Origin of the sequence: Hymenobacter sp. PAMC 26628, from assembly GCF_001562275.1 — a bacterium.
In the GTDB taxonomy this organism is placed as follows: domain Bacteria; phylum Bacteroidota; class Bacteroidia; order Cytophagales; family Hymenobacteraceae; genus Hymenobacter.
The window spans coordinates 4,444,582-4,457,998 of record NZ_CP014304.1 but is presented as its reverse complement, the minus strand read 5'-3'; the positions used below and the strand labels follow the sequence as shown (position 1 = coordinate 4,457,998).

At 63.2% G+C, this 13,417-nt stretch carries 12 protein-coding genes, 1 tRNA gene and 1 pseudogene; 5 read left to right on the top strand and 9 right to left on the bottom strand.

All coding sequences use genetic code 11. The features are described 5' to 3' along the window. Positions 1–5: 5 nt before the first annotated feature. Positions 6–78, top strand: a tRNA-Thr gene (locus tag AXW84_RS19275). Positions 79–152: 74 nt separating this feature from the next. Here the strand turns inward: AXW84_RS19275 and AXW84_RS19270 are convergent. Continuing rightward, entirely contained in the window at positions 153–590 is a 438-nt protein-coding gene (locus AXW84_RS19270; protein ID WP_068237051.1) for a hypothetical protein, read from the bottom strand. A gap of 181 nt (positions 591–771) precedes the next feature. On the opposite strand from AXW84_RS19270, the gene AXW84_RS19265 reads away from it, so the two are divergent. Then, a complete protein-coding gene (locus tag AXW84_RS19265) occupies positions 772–1,503 on the top strand; it encodes an SDR family NAD(P)-dependent oxidoreductase (protein ID WP_068237048.1) in 732 nt (243 codons plus the stop codon). Positions 1,504–1,581: 78 nt separating this feature from the next. Here the strand turns inward: AXW84_RS19265 and AXW84_RS19260 are convergent, their stop codons facing one another. Continuing rightward, complete coding sequence (locus AXW84_RS19260) at positions 1,582–1,923, bottom strand: hypothetical protein (RefSeq protein ID WP_068237043.1); 342 nt, start codon at positions 1,921–1,923, stop codon at positions 1,582–1,584. A gap of 328 nt (positions 1,924–2,251) precedes the next feature. Here AXW84_RS19260 and AXW84_RS19255 point away from each other — a divergent pair, with 328 nt between their 5' ends. Both AXW84_RS19255 and AXW84_RS26605 read left to right on the top strand, forming a co-directional pair. Next, positions 2,252–2,953 (top strand): C40 family peptidase, encoded by a 702-nt coding sequence (locus tag AXW84_RS19255; protein WP_071892327.1) that lies wholly within the window; start codon positions 2,252–2,254, stop codon positions 2,951–2,953. A 416-nt stretch (positions 2,954–3,369) separates the two neighbouring features. Further along, positions 3,370–3,471: pseudogene (locus AXW84_RS26605) on the top strand (YkvA family protein); the annotation flags it as partial. A gap of 358 nt (positions 3,472–3,829) precedes the next feature. Here the strand turns inward: AXW84_RS26605 and AXW84_RS19245 are convergent. The 5 genes from AXW84_RS19245 to AXW84_RS19225 all read right to left on the bottom strand — a co-directional run bounded on the left by AXW84_RS19245 (position 3,830) and on the right by AXW84_RS19225 (position 11,287). Then, positions 3,830–4,153 (bottom strand): acyl carrier protein, encoded by a 324-nt coding sequence (locus AXW84_RS19245; RefSeq protein ID WP_236943174.1) that lies wholly within the window; start codon positions 4,151–4,153, stop codon positions 3,830–3,832. Between the two features lie 93 nt (positions 4,154–4,246). Further along, positions 4,247–7,696, bottom strand: coding sequence for an efflux RND transporter permease subunit (locus AXW84_RS19240; RefSeq protein WP_068239765.1), 3,450 nt, complete (start codon positions 7,694–7,696; stop codon positions 4,247–4,249). 107 nt (positions 7,697–7,803) lie between these two features. Then, positions 7,804–8,919, bottom strand: a complete 1,116-nt coding sequence (locus AXW84_RS19235) for an efflux RND transporter periplasmic adaptor subunit (RefSeq protein WP_068237037.1) — start codon at positions 8,917–8,919, stop codon at positions 7,804–7,806. Positions 8,920–8,955: 36 nt separating this feature from the next. Beyond that, positions 8,956–10,632 carry a TolC family protein gene (locus AXW84_RS19230; protein WP_068237034.1) on the bottom strand — a complete coding sequence of 559 codons (1,677 nt, stop codon included), beginning with the start codon at positions 10,630–10,632 and terminating at the stop codon, positions 8,956–8,958. A 40-nt stretch (positions 10,633–10,672) separates the two neighbouring features. Then, the gene (locus AXW84_RS19225; protein WP_068237033.1) at positions 10,673–11,287 is read right to left on the bottom strand and encodes a TetR/AcrR family transcriptional regulator; all 615 of its coding nucleotides are present in this window, start codon (positions 11,285–11,287) and stop codon (positions 10,673–10,675) included. A 190-nt stretch (positions 11,288–11,477) separates the two neighbouring features. Between AXW84_RS19225 and AXW84_RS19220 the strand changes: the two genes are divergently transcribed. Further along, positions 11,478–11,981, top strand: coding sequence for a regulatory protein RecX (locus tag AXW84_RS19220; protein WP_068237029.1), 504 nt, complete (start codon positions 11,478–11,480; stop codon positions 11,979–11,981). 52 nt (positions 11,982–12,033) lie between these two features. Here the strand turns inward: AXW84_RS19220 and AXW84_RS19215 are convergent, their stop codons facing one another. Both AXW84_RS19215 and AXW84_RS19210 read right to left on the bottom strand, forming a co-directional pair. Then, a complete protein-coding gene (locus tag AXW84_RS19215; RefSeq protein ID WP_236943173.1) occupies positions 12,034–12,678 on the bottom strand; it encodes a DUF1349 domain-containing protein in 645 nt (214 codons plus the stop codon). A gap of 32 nt (positions 12,679–12,710) precedes the next feature. Further along, positions 12,711–13,343, bottom strand: a complete 633-nt coding sequence (locus AXW84_RS19210) for a DUF4230 domain-containing protein (protein ID WP_068237026.1) — start codon at positions 13,341–13,343, stop codon at positions 12,711–12,713. Between the last annotated feature and the right edge of the window lie 74 nt (positions 13,344–13,417).

Genomic DNA, 13,417 nt, shown 5'->3' with positions numbered 1-13,417 from the left:
GAAATGCCTCTTTAGCTCAGTTGGTAGAGCAGCTCATTCGTAATGAGCAGGTCGTTGGTTCGAGTCCAATAAGAGGCTCATTGCCAAACAAAAAGCCCCCGGCAACGCAGTTGCCGGGGGCTTTTTGTTTGGGGCTCAGGGGCCCCGCGGGGTTAATCGTACTTGGCGCGGTATTTTTTGCCGGCTTTGGCGTCAGCGTGGCGGTCCTTGCGGCTGCTTTGCGTAGCCAGCAGGCCCACGCCGAAGGCCAGTACGGCTCCGCCCACAATTTGCTGGGTGGGGCTGAGGCGGCGCACTCGCTCGACTACTTGGGCCCCCAGGTCCCGCACGGGCTGCGGGATTTGCTCCAGCAGTTGCTGAATATCAAAGCTTTGCAGCCATTCCTTGCCTTGGGCTACGGCGTCGTCCAGCTTTTGGGTAGCGGCGTCGGCGGCGTCAGTAGCTTTAGCAGCAACGGTATTGGCAGCATCGGTGGCTTTAGCAGCAACAGTGTCAGCGGCGTCGGTAGCTTTAGTAGCAACGGTTTCGGCGGCGTCAGCAGCGGCGTTGGGGGCGGCGGCGTCGGGGTCTTGGTGCGGGGTGGAGCGCATGGGAATGGCAAAAAAGATGAAAGGGTAGGGTTCAGGTAAGGCGTAGTTATTCGCAAATCAGCGGTAGGAAGTTGCCCCGGCGCGTAGGTTTTCGGGCCACGGGCTGAACAGTACGCCGGCTCAGCGGTTCTGCTGCCGGCTTTTGCCGCTTCGCGCTACTTATCAAGTTTTTACTTTTGTAATGGGTCGTTTTAATAATAAAGTCTGTTTCGTCACCGGGGCCACTTCGGGCATTGGGCGCGCCACAGCCTTGCAGCTGGCCCGCGAGGGCGGGTGCGTGGCCGCCCTGGGCCGCAATGTGCAGGAGGGGAAGTCGTTGATAGACGAGATTGAGAAAGCCGGTGGGCAGGCCATGTTCATTAAGGCCGACGTGGGCATCGACGCCAACCTGGTGGCCGCCGTGGAGAAAACCCTGGCCAAGTGGAACCGCATCGACGTGCTGATCAACGACGCGGCCGTGATGACCTTCAAGCCCATCCTGCAGATGGACCCCGCCGACTGGGACGGCGTGCTGAACGTGAACCTGCGGGCCCTGTTTCGGCTTTGCCAGCTGTGCCTGCCCCACATGAAAGGCGGGGCCATCGTGGCCGTGAGCTCGGTACACGCCTTCCAAACCACCCCCAACGTGGTGCCCTACGCCGCCAGCAAGGGCGCCATTGAGGCGTTTGTGCGCGGCCTCAGCCTCGAAATCCCGTACGGCCACGCCCGCATCAACGCCGTGGCCCCGGGGGCCGTCGATACGCCCATGCTTTGGGACAACCCCAACATCTTGAACGGTACCGAAGAAGTGACCGGCCAGGTGGGCACGCCCAACGAGTTGGCTGCTGCCATCTGCTTTCTGGCCTCGCCCGAAGCCAATTTCATCAACGGCACCACGCTGGTCGTCGACGGCGGTCGGCTAGCGCAACTGTAGGCCAGCAGCCGTCATTAAATAGAATAGTATAAAGTAGAATAGTATAAAGCGCCCCGGTCGGTTTGGCCGGGGCATTTTTTATGGCTGTGTGGGGCCCCCGCCCGCGCGTTGGGCCAGCACCACGCGCCGGGCTTCTTCGCGCGCTTCCACCTCGTACTTATTGTTGTAGTAGCCCACCCGCGCCGACTCGGCCAGGTAGCGGTAGAGGAAGGGCAGCAAGCCTTGTTCGCGGTACTGGCGCAGGTGCACCCGCTCGTGAGCCACCCACTCGGGGTCGGCCAAAAACTCGGCGCGGCTAGCCCCACTCAGGTGCACCGTCCCCCCGATGACCATGGCCACGCGGGCGTTGCCGCCCAGCACGAGTCGGGCAATACGGGCCAGCGGCGAGTGCACCCAGGTGCGGAGTGGAGCATCGGTCATCGGGAAATAATCAAAAATTTGGGGAGCGCCATATACGGTGCATAATTATGGCCGGTTACAAGCAAATGCATGATTATTTTTTGTTAAAACATGACATTATTAATAAAATGAGTAGTTATTCGTTATTGTAGGTCGGCACTACCGAAAGTTTGCCTTAGTTTTACCCGGCGGTGCGGTGGTGCTATTTCACAATTAATCACCACGCCGGTTCGCTTTACTCCCTGATTTCTGGCCGCTTGCGGCCTTGCCTATCGCCCAAGAAACGCTTCCTGCCGGTCGTTCCGCCCCCTTGCGAACCCCGGGTTTACCCCACCCACTTCGACGGATAATGAAAAACAGCCTGCTCTATTTCCTCGCCGCCGCTTCCCTGGTCCTTTCGTTTTGCTTTGAGCGCACCCCCGATGCTTCGCTCACGCCCCGCGCCCTCGATGCGCCGGCCGTGGCCGAAGCATCGCTGCTTTCGGGCCTGATGACGAACCCGGTGGCGCTGCCTGTGCCCCCCACCACGCCCGAAATGGCCGCAGTTCGCGACTCGCTTGCCTACGGCTACTACGCCCAGACGCTGGGCCTGACGCTGGCCCACACCGAAAACAAAGGCCTGCTCCAGACCGTGACGGATTGGATCGGGACGCCTTACCGCTTCGGGGCCAACTCGCGCCACGGCACCGACTGCTCGGGCTTTGTGACGCGGGTGTTCAACGAGGTGTACGGCATTGTGCTGCAGCGCAGCTCGCGCTCCATGTTTGGGGCCGTGCAGCACGTGGCCAAGGCCGACATGCAAACCGGTGACTTGGTGTTCTTTCGCCACGGCAAAGGGGCCATCTACCACGTAGGTATTTACCTGAAAGACGGCAAATTTGCTCACTCGGCGTGCAGCGGTGGCGTGCGTGTTAGCTCGCTCAACGAGGATTACTACCACCGCAACTTCTACGCCGCCGGCCGCGTACCCGCCGCCGCCCGCGCCGACGCCGCCGTGCTGGCCGAAGCCGTGGCCAGCGCCGCCGATGCCCCGGCCGCGGCCCAGCAGTAGGGCCCCGGCCGGCTCCCCACCCCCGAAATAATAACAGCCCCGCACCCCGTGCGGGGCTTTTTTGGGCCCCTGCGGCCGGGCAGTTAAACCCCGCCCCCGCGCAAACGGTATAACGCCTATGGGGGCCCCGCTGGGGCCCCGGCTTATCTTTTCTGATTCTTATGGATGCTCGTACCCCCCCCTCTGGCGCCGACGTGGCCGGCTCGGCCCTTTTCAAAAAATTCCTGGGCAAGGCCGAAAAATACATCCAGCAGCCCACGCTGCTGCGCAAGCTGCTGACCGACGCCTACACCAAGGCCCAGCAGAAGAATGAGTTGGGCGGCTTGGCCCACGAGGCCTGGACGACGCTGCAATCGTTGTTTCGCCTCATCCGCGCCTCCGTGGCCGGCGACTACACGGGCGTGCCGTCTAGCACGCTGCTGGCGGCGGTGGCCGTGCTCATCTACTTCATTAGCCCCATCGACCTTATCCCCGACTTTATTCCGGTGCTGGGCCTGATCGACGACGTGGCCTTGGTGGCGTGGTTCTCGCTCACCATCAAAACCGAGATTGACAAGTTCCACGAGTGGGAAACGACCCGCCCGCAGGACGTGACGACCCACGCCGCCCCGGCCGCCCACGAAAACTTCGTGCCCGCGCCGGAGTCGGCCAAGTATGCCGGCACTACGCCGACGCCCGAGGGCTCCCACGCTCCGCGCCCCGACGTGGCCGCCACCACCACCGACAGCAGCCGCGACGCCAGCCACGGCACCGTGGCCACCGGCGGCAACGTGCGCTAGGGCCCCTCATTGCGCCCGGCGCGGCCCCCAATAAAAAGGCCCCGAAACATACGTTTCGGGGCCTTTTTATTGGGGGCCGCGCCGGGCGTTGGGGTGCTTAGGCGGCGGCGTGCTCGCGCACAAACCGCACGAAGTCGCCCACCGTGTAGAGGGGCACTTCGTCGGGGATGATGATGTGGAAGTTGCGTTCCAACTCGAGGATGATGTCCACCACGTCTACCGTGTCGAAGCGCAGGTCGCGGGCCAGGCTGGCGGTTTTGCGCACGCGCGATGCCCGGATGGCCTTGCGCTTGCTGATGATGCGGAAGACTTGCTGCTCAATGGAAGCAGCGGGGTGGGCGGCGGCGGCGGACAAGTACATGTTGTTGCAGAGCAGGCTGGAAGAATGGGAGAAAAAGCGGGGCCAGAGCGAAAAGCCCAACGGCAAAGCGACCGGAAACGCATTCCGCCGGCGCAGAGAACCGGCGGAATGCGTTTTTTAACCGGGTGAAGCACAAAAAGCTTGGTGCAATTTTTAGGCCAGTACCGCCGGTGTGGCCGCGTCCACTTCCTCGCGGGTAGCGGCGTGGGCTTCGGAAGCGATAGAATCGGGGTTGGTGCCCTTTACTTTCGCTTTGACGGACTCGGTAATCAGGTACATGACCGGGACCACCAGCAGGGTCACAATCGTGGCGAACGAGAGCCCGAAAATGATGGTCCAGGCCAGGGGCCCCCAGAACACCACCGACTCGCCGCCGATGAAGAAGTGCGGGTGGCCGGAATTGAACAGCTCGTAGAAGTTCACGTTCAGGCCGATGGCCAGCGGGATGAGGCCCAGGATGGCCGCGGTGGCCGTCAGAATCACGGGGTTGAGGCGGGTGCGGCCGGCCTCGATGAGGGCCGGGCGCAAGGCCATGCCCTGGCTGCGCAGGATGTCGGTGAATTCGATGAGCAGGATGCCGTTTTTCACCACGATGCCGGCCAGGGCCAGGATGCCCACGCCCGTCATCACGATGGAAATCGTCATGCCCGTGAAGGCGTATCCAAACAGCACCCCAATTACCGAGAAAATGATTTCGGAGAGGATGATGAGCGGCTTGGAGAGCGAATTGAACTGGGTGACGAGGATCATGAAAATCAGGCCGATGGCCAGCACCAGGGCCACCACCAGGAAGTCGGAGGTTTCCTTCTGGTCTTCGGCCGCTCCGCCCATCTTCACGGTGTAGCCGTCGGGCACCCGGAAGCGGGTGAGGGCCTGGGAAATCTGGGGCACCACGCCGGCCCCGGTGTAGCCCTGGCTGGTGAGCACGTTGGAGCTGATGGTGATGATCTTCTTTAGCCCCTTGCGCTTAATGGCCCCGTAGGTGGTGCCGTACTGCAAGTCGGCTACGGCCGAAATTGGGACTTGGCGCAGCGTGCCGCGGTTGGTGCGGAAGGTGAGGGGCGCGTCCATCAGGGCATCCACGTTTTTGCGGTACTTGTCGGCGTAGCGCACCTGGATGTCGTAGTCGTCGTCCGATGTTTTGAACTTGCTGCTCTCGCGGCCGAAGATGGCCGTGCGGGCCAGCGTGCCCACCTGGGCCGTGCTAATGCCCTCGCGGTTGGCCCGCTCGCGGTCCACGCGCAGAGCAATTTCCGGGTTGGCGTCCTCCAGGTCGGAGTGCAGGCGCTCCACGCCGGGAATTTGCAGCGAGTCCACGTAGTGGAACACGCGCTTGCTGAGCTTGGCCAGCTGCTGGTAGTCGTCGCCGGATACTTCAATGGCGATTTCCTTCTGCTGGGGCGGGCCGCTGCTTTCCTGGTCCACGGTTACTTCGGCCCCCGGAATGCCCTTCACCACCTCCCGGATTTTCGTCATGTAGGTGCGGGTTTTGGGCCCGGTGCGGTCGCTCAGCTCCTTGAAGGCCACGGCCACCTTGCCCAGGTTCGACTGCGCGGCCCCGGTTTGCTCCTGCGGGTCGTTGGCCCCGATGGCCACGTTGCTGATGACCGACTCCACGTCGGGGTTGTTCTGGCCGATGACGCCGTACACCCGCTTTTCGAGGATGCGCGTCACGCTGTCGGTCACTTCCACGGCCGTGCCCACCGGCATTTTCAGGTAAGTGTAGATGAACTTGGGGTCGCCGGAGGGGAAGAATTCCACCTTGGGCTTGCGCACGCCCACGGCCACGCCCGAGAGCACGAGCAGCACCAGCATCCCGAACATGATGCTGCCTTGCCGCCAGAACGAGCCGTGCACGGCCCAGGCCACGAGGCGGGCGTAGGCGTTCTGGAAGGCCGGCAGCATCCGCGTCTGGAAGTAGGCAATGCCCCGGTTCAGCACGTAGCGGTTCAGGAAAATGAAGAAAACCAGGGTCAGCAGCAGGTTGCCTGTGAAGGGCGAGCCCACGAGATAGCCGATGACGGCGATGGCCACCAGGGCCCCCATCCAGCCCAGAAACTTGGGCGTGAGCGGGGGGCGCTTGCTGTCAGCATGGCCGTGGTCTTCGCGCTGCATGAACGTGACGGCAAACACCGGGTTGATGAAGAAGGCTACGATGAGCGACGAGAGCAGCGTCACGATCAGCGTAATCGGCAGGTAGTACATGAACGAGCCGATGAGGCCCGGCCAGAAGGCCAGCGGCACGAACGGGGCCACGGTGGTGAGCGTGCCGGCCAGCACGGGCACGAACACCTCGCCGGCCGCAAACTTGGCCGACTTCTCGGTCGTCAGCTCGGGGTGGTCGTGGTGGATGCGGTGGGTGTTCTCAATCACCACGATGGCGTCGTCGACCACGATGCCCAGGGCCAGCAGAAAGCTGAAGAGCACAATCATGTTCAGCGAAAAACCCAGGATGGGCAGCACCAGAAAGGCCAGGAACATGCTCAGCGGCACGCTCAGGCCCACGAACAGGGCGTTGGTGGTGCCCATGAAAAACATCAGAATCAGCGTCACCAGGATGAAGCCGATGATGATGGTGTTGATCAGGTCGTTCAGCGTTACGCGGGTGTCGTTCGAGCTGTCGCCGGTGATGGTCACGCGCAGGTTTTTGGGCAGCGTAGTGCGCTGGTCCTGGTTGATGAGGGCCCGGATTTTATCGGAGGCCGAAATCAGGTTTTCGCCGCTGCGCTTCACCACGTTCAGCGTGATGGCGGGCTTGCCGGCGAGGCTGGCGTAGCTCTCGCGGTCCTTGAAGCCGTCCTCCACCGTGGCAATGTCGCCGATGCGGATGGGATTGTTGTCGGCGTTGTTGACGAAGATGTTGGCGATGTCGGCGGCGCGGGCGTACTGGCCGGCCACGCGCACGGCGCGCTTCTGCCCGCCCACGGTCACGGAGCCGCCGCTCACGTTCAGGTTTTCGCGCTGGATGGCTCCCTCCACGTCCTCAAAGCTCAGGTGCGCGGCCTGCATCTTGTACAGGTCCAGGTCCACGTTCACTTGCTGCTCCAGGGCCCCAATGATGTCGACGCGGGTGATTTCGGGCAGGCTCTCAATCTGGTCCTGGATGTCGTCGGCGTACTTTTTGAGCTTTACCAGGGGCAGGTTGCCGCTCAGGTTCACGTTCATGATGGGCAGCTCCGAGAAGCTTACTTCCTTCACGTTGGGCGGGGTGGGCAAGTCGTTGGGCAGGTCGGTGCGGGCCTTGTCCACGGCGTCCTTGATGAGCTGCTTGGCGTACTCCACCTTCACGTTGGTGTTGAACTCGACGTCGATGATGGAGTAGTCCTGGTTCGAAGTGGAGTTAATTTTCTTCACCCCGTTCACCGACTTAATCTCCTTCTCGATGACGCGCGAGACCAGGTTTTCCATGTCGGCCGGCGAGATGCCGGGGTAGATGGTGCTCACGATGATGCGCGGCACCACGATGTCGGGAAACTTCTCCTTTTGCAGCTTCACGTAAGTGAAGAGGCCGGCAATGGTGAGGATAACCGTGATGATGTAGATGCTCGTTCGGTTATCGATGGCCCAGCTGGTGGGCTTGAATTCTTTTTCTAGTTCTTGCATGGTAGTAGGGTGCGGGGGGCTCCGCCCGTCGTTGTACAAATCAGCTAAAGCGACTTCTGGAACGAACACACGGTCGTTCTACCGGTGGGCGAGGGCAAACCCCGCCCCTACAGGCTCACCGTCTGGCCTTCGTTCAGGTTTTGGTAGCCGGCTGTGATTACTTTATCGTCGGCCTTCAGCCCGGAGGAGATTTCTACCTTGCCGTTGTAGGTTTTACCGGTCTGGATGACGCGCTTCGTCGCTTTGCCGCCCACCACCAGGTACACGAACGAATTGGTTTCGTCTTTCTGCACGGCGTCCACGGGCAGCACGGGCACGCTGGCGGTGGCGTAGTTCTGGATGCGTACCTGCGCCACCTGGTTGGGGCGCAGGCGGCCGGCGTACCGGGCCGGCACTTTCAGCTCGACGGCGAAGGTGCGGCTCACGGCCGAAATGCCGCGGCTCACAGTGCGCACCGTGGTCGGAAACTCTTCGTCGCCGAGGTCGGGCAGCTTCACCAGGGCCACGTTGCCGGCCTTGATGCTGCTGGCGTAGTTCTCCGACACATCGGCCACGATTTTGCCGCCCTGGCCGCTGAGCAGGCGCACCACTGGCGCGCCCGGGGCCACGGCCTCGCCCAGCTTGGGCAGCACCTCGTCCACGGTGCCGCTGAAGGGGGCCACCACGCGGTACATGGCCCGCTGCCGGTTGAGGGAAGCCAAGCTGCGCTCCAGCGACTCGTAGTTGTTCTTGGCCGTCAGGTACTGGATTTCGGTGCCAATCTGCTGCTTCCAGAGGCCGGCCTGCTTCTGGTACACCACCTTGGCCAGGTCGAGGCGGGTGCGCAGCTCGGCCACGTTGGCGTCGAGCACGCTCGCATCAATCGTGGCCAGCACCTGGCCGGCCCCCACCCGGTCGCCGCTTACCACGCGCACGCTGGTGAGGGTGCCGGCCATGCGGGCCGGCACGGTAGCGTTTTGGGTGAAATCAACCCGGCCCTGCACTTCGAGGTAGCTCTTGAAGCCCGCGGGCTTGATGACGGTGGCCGACACCGGCGTGGCCGGCTGGGCCGCGCCCGCGCCCTTAGTTTGGGCTTTGAGGCCGGCAATTTTGGCCTCGGTGTCGGCCTGCTGCTTTTGCAGGGCGGCCAGCTCGGCCTTGGGGTCTTTCGACGACGACGAGCCGCCGCAGGAAGCGAGTAGCAGCGTAGCGGCGAGGGCAGTATAGGAGAAAGCGAGGCGCATGGAGAGTAGCTGTTTCTAACGGAATGGAGACGTGGATTATTTGGCTTGCTGGTACAGCTCGCCGGTGGCCTTGTCGCGGTCCACCTTGGCCACCAGCACGTCGTAGATGGCGGCGTAGTAGTTGGTTTGGGCCTCGCGGAGCGAGGTTTCGGCCGTGATGACTTCAATGTTCGAGCCCACGCCGGCGTTGAACTTGATGCGCGTTACGCGGGCCACGTCGGCCGCCAGGGCCAAGTTGTCTTTCTGGTTGTCGAGCACGTCGAGGGCGTTGACGAGGGTGGTGCGGCTCTGCGCATCTTGTAAGTCAATGCTTTGGCGCAAAGTTTCGAAGCCGCGCTCAATGGTTTGCTGCGCGATGCGGGCCTGCTGCACCTGGTAGTGGCGGCGGAAGCCGTCGAACACCGGCACGTTCAGCGCCAGGCCCACGTTGCCGAAGCCGAACCAGTTCTGGTTGGGAAGGCCGTTGCCGTTGCGCGAGTCGGGGCCCCGGAAGGCAAAGAGGTCGTTCACCGATTTGGCCGAGCCGGTGAAGCCGTAGGCCGCCGTCAGGCTCAGGCGCGGGTAGGCCCCGGCGGTGCGGTTGCGCAGGTCGAGGCCGGCCAGGGCCTGCTGGGTTTGCAGCGTCGAGAACTCGATGCGGTTGTTGTAGTTGAAGGCCGCGTCGGCCTGCACGGGCTGGCCGTTGTTGAGGCCCGGGGCGGGAGCCGGGGCCCCCGGGGCGGTGCCGGCCGGCGGGGTGGGCAGGGCCCCCAGGCCGTCGGCGCCGCCGCCGGTGCCGAAGCTGGCCACACCCAGGCGCTGGCGCAGGGCCCCGGCGTCCACGATGGCCGCGTTCAGCGAGTCGGTCAGCACCACGGGCTGGGCCTGGGGCAGGCCCATCTGGAACTTGAGCAAGGCAATGCTCAACTCGGTGAGGCGCTGGGCTTTCTGCTGCTCCACCACCAGGTTGTTGCGCTGCACGCGCAGGCGGTCCACGTCGAGCTTCTCGGCAAAGCCGGCCTTAAACGTCTGGTTGGTTTGGTAGAGCACCGTGTCGAGGCGCTGCACGTTGCGGGCCAGCAGCGCCAGGCGCGAGCGGGCTACCAGCGTGCTGTAGTAGGCCTTGCTCACCTGCTCCACCACGTCGATTTCGGCCTGCTGGGTTTGCTTTTTCGAAAGCTCCTGGTACACCTTGGCCGCCTTGAGGCCGATGAGGTACGAGCCGTCGAAGAGCTGCTGCGAAAAGTTGGCCGACGTGTTGCCCGCGTACTGCAGGCCGAAGGCAATGGCCTGGGGCGGCACCGCCACGGGCGCGGCGTAGGCCGGCGTCAGGGTCACGGCCTGGCCCGCCTGGGCGGCCGCAATGTCGCGCTGCGTCAGCGTGGTGCCGTTCAGCGCACCCGCGCCGCCGCCAAAGGCGCTCGCGTCGAACAGGCTCTTTTGCAGCTTGAAGTTATCGGCCACGTTGGCCCCCACGGTCACCTGGGGCAGGCCCTGGGCCTTGATTTCGCCCACCTTGGCGGCGGCCGTTTGCTCGGCCAGGCGCGTGGCCAGCAGGCTCGACTTGGTTTGCACGGCGTAGCGGATGGCCTGGGGCAGGCTCAGCGCCATCGGGCCGCCGGTGCCCAGCACGGGCGGGGGGCCCTGGGGCGTTTGGGCCGGCAGCGCCAGCGGGGCCAGGCCCAGCAGGGCAGCCCCCAGCCAGCGCCGGGGTCGTTGCAACGTCTTGTTCATCAGTGAAAAAAGGTAGGGGTGTGGGGCGGAGGTAGGCCGCTTATTCGTCCTCCGTAATGTGTTGGTAGTGGTTGAAGAGGCGGTGGCCCTTGAGCGTAGCCACCCCCAGCAGGAAGTGCTCGTCGAACACGCGGTTGACCCGGATGGCCCCGAACTGCGCGGGCGGGTAGAGGTCGCGGTCAAAGGAGAGCTCAATCTGCGCCAGGTTCAGGCGGGCCAGCACGTCCACGTCGAGGTCGGCGCGGAAGAGGCCCTCGGCCATGCCGCGGCGCAGGTTGCGAATGATTTGGTCGAGGATGAACGTGTTTTTGTGGGCCGAAAACAGGGCCCAGGCGGCCGGGTGGTACTTGCGCAGGTCGTAGAAAATGCTCGGGTGGATGCCGCTGAACTGCTGCTCGGCCCAGTGCGAAATGTCGAGCATCTCCCGCACCGCGTCGGCCGCGTGGGTGGCGGCGCTCATGCAGTCGCTCTGCGACTGGCTCAGGTGCCGGGTGATAACGCCGACCACGATATCGTCTTTGTTGGTGAAGGTTTTGTAGAGCGTTTTTTTCGACATGGCCAGGTCGGCGGCGATGTCGTCCATGCTCACGCTTTTGATGCCGTTGCGCAGGAACAGGGCCCCGGCGTGCTGTAAGATGCGGTCTTTGATTTCCATAAGCGACACCGCAAAGATACTATGGAAACTTTAAACGGATTTAAAGTTTCCATTAATTTTTTACGGCGGCGCGCGGGGTAGCCGGGGCCCCACGCCGGGGCTTGACGGGCAGCCGCGAAAAATATTTTACCACTTTGCCAATTATCCGGCCCCGCCGGCTGTTCTGGGCGGCCCGCTTTCTCCCTTTCCCATGTTCAAAACCGACAAAACGCCCAAAGCCTACACGCCCGGCGAGGCCCTACAAAAAATTGCCGCTTTCTGCGCTTATCAGGAGCGCACCCAGAAAGAAGTGGAGCAAAAGCTGCGCTCCTACGGCCTCGACGAGGACGAAGCCGGCGAAATCATCATCCGCCTCAGCCGCGAAAAACTGCTGGACGAGGAGCGTTTTGCCCAGGCTTTTGTGCGCGGCCACTACCGCCACAAGCAGTGGGGCCGACGCCGCATCGTGCAAGAGCTCAAGCAGAAAGGCATCAGCGAATACTGCATCAAGTCGGGGATGAAGGAAATCGACGGCGAGGAATATTACCAAAACCTGCTGGCCGTGCTCGAAAAAAAGGCGCGCCAGGAAAAGGAGAAAAACCCGCGCGTGCGCCGCCAGAAAATAAGCGTTTACCTCACCGGCAAAGGCTACGAGCAGGACCTGATCAAAATGGCCCTCGACGAGCACGCCGCCGCCGAAGCCGCTGCCGAGTAGCCCCGCCGCCAAGCAGGGCCCTGGGACTATTCGGCGGCGGCGGCCCGGGGCCCTATTTGGCCGCGGGGCCCGGCTTGGCGGCGGCCACGGGTGCCACCGAAAAGTCCTCGAACTCGACCGGAAAACCTTTGCCGTCGGGTGCGGCGCACATCAGGCCAATTTGCACTTTCTGGCCGGGCGTGGGCGGGAAGTAGGCCAGCCGCAGCATTTTGAAGTCTTTGTTGTCGAAAGAATACTGGATTTCTACGTAGTCGCCCTTGCGCAGCAGCGTCAGCCACACGGCCGGCGGGCTGTCCTGCCGGGGTACCACCGACCAGTCGGACACCTCGCGCGTGACGACGGCGCTCACGTTTTGCGCGCCTTTCACGTACTCGATGCCGGTTTTGATCCAGTTCTTGGCGTCGAGCCGAATCATCAGCCCCGCCTGGTCGTAGAGGTCGCGGTAGTGGCCGGTGATTTTCACCTTGGCCACGAAATCGCCGGCCTGCTCCTGGTAATAAAAGTGGCCGTTGTCGCGGATGAAGCCGTAGTGCGTCACGCGCCAGAAATCCGTGCCGCCGTCCACCTGCACCTGCAACTTGCCGGCGGCGACGGTGGCTTGCTTGGGCGCGTTCAGCCAGCGCATGTTGGCCAGGGACTGGGCCCCGGCCGGGGCCCCCAGGGCCAGCAGCAAGCCGCTCATTAGCAAGGTCTTCATAAGAAAATAAGGAAAAAAGTGAAAGCAAAACATTAGCCCCTGCGGCCCAGCGTGGGCAGCTCCATACGTTGCCCCAGCACCACGCGCCGCCCGGTGAGGGTGTGCAGCAGGGGCCCCAGAATTTGCTGGGCGTTGCGCTGGGTTTCGGCCAGGATGCCCGATTGCAGCGCCGCGGTGCGCACCTGGGCCTCGGCGTACTTGTAGCCCTGGTCCACCAGGTCAGCGTCCTGGAAAAAGCCATTTTCGGTGCTGAACACCCGGCTCTGGTCGTGCCGCACCTGGAAGTTGCACAGCTCGGGCGCGGGCAGAAACACGCGCACCACCGAGTCGCCCTCCAGCACCACATCCTGGGGCCGGATTTTGCGCAGGTCGAGGCAGCCGGTGGCTTCGCCGGCCACAATCAGGGCCACCTTGGCGTCGGGCAGGATGGTAATGCGGTTGGCGCGCTTGTACTCGACCACGTCTTTGAAGCGGTAGCGCACCAGCTCCAGCTTGCCCAGGGCCTCCACCTGCGTAAGCACCGTGTTGTGGGTCACGGTCACGCGCGGCGCCGGCACCAGCGGGTTGTTGTCAAGCACGGGACCGATTTTCTTCCACAGGAACCAGCCCAAGGCCACTAAAAACAATAGCGGCACAAGGCGGCGAATCAGACGGACGAGGTTCATAGGTACTTGAATACGGCGGCGGGGGCGCGCCGTTGGGGCCAGGGCCCCGAGCCCGGCGGTGGCGCGGCTTTGTA

What these genes read in the sequence shown, in the direction of transcription:
- AXW84_RS19270 (WP_068237051.1), bottom strand. Translation starts at nt 590, where the DNA reads ATGCGCTCCACCCCGCACCAAGACCCCGACGCCGCCGCCCCCAACGCC.
- AXW84_RS19265 (WP_068237048.1), top strand. Translation starts at nt 772, where the DNA reads ATGGGTCGTTTTAATAATAAAGTCTGTTTCGTCACCGGGGCCACTTCG.
- AXW84_RS19260 (WP_068237043.1), bottom strand. Translation starts at nt 1,923, where the DNA reads ATGACCGATGCTCCACTCCGCACCTGGGTGCACTCGCCGCTGGCCCGT.
- AXW84_RS19255 (WP_071892327.1), top strand. Translation starts at nt 2,252, where the DNA reads ATGAAAAACAGCCTGCTCTATTTCCTCGCCGCCGCTTCCCTGGTCCTT.
- AXW84_RS19240 (WP_068239765.1), bottom strand. Translation starts at nt 7,696, where the DNA reads ATGCAAGAACTAGAAAAAGAATTCAAGCCCACCAGCTGGGCCATCGAT.
- AXW84_RS19235 (WP_068237037.1), bottom strand. Translation starts at nt 8,919, where the DNA reads ATGCGCCTCGCTTTCTCCTATACTGCCCTCGCCGCTACGCTGCTACTC.
- AXW84_RS19230 (WP_068237034.1), bottom strand. Translation starts at nt 10,632, where the DNA reads ATGAACAAGACGTTGCAACGACCCCGGCGCTGGCTGGGGGCTGCCCTG.
- AXW84_RS19225 (WP_068237033.1), bottom strand. Translation starts at nt 11,287, where the DNA reads ATGGAAATCAAAGACCGCATCTTACAGCACGCCGGGGCCCTGTTCCTG.
- AXW84_RS19220 (WP_068237029.1), top strand. Translation starts at nt 11,478, where the DNA reads ATGTTCAAAACCGACAAAACGCCCAAAGCCTACACGCCCGGCGAGGCC.
- AXW84_RS19215 (WP_236943173.1), bottom strand. Translation starts at nt 12,678, where the DNA reads ATGAAGACCTTGCTAATGAGCGGCTTGCTGCTGGCCCTGGGGGCCCCG.
- AXW84_RS19210 (WP_068237026.1), bottom strand. Translation starts at nt 13,343, where the DNA reads ATGAACCTCGTCCGTCTGATTCGCCGCCTTGTGCCGCTATTGTTTTTA.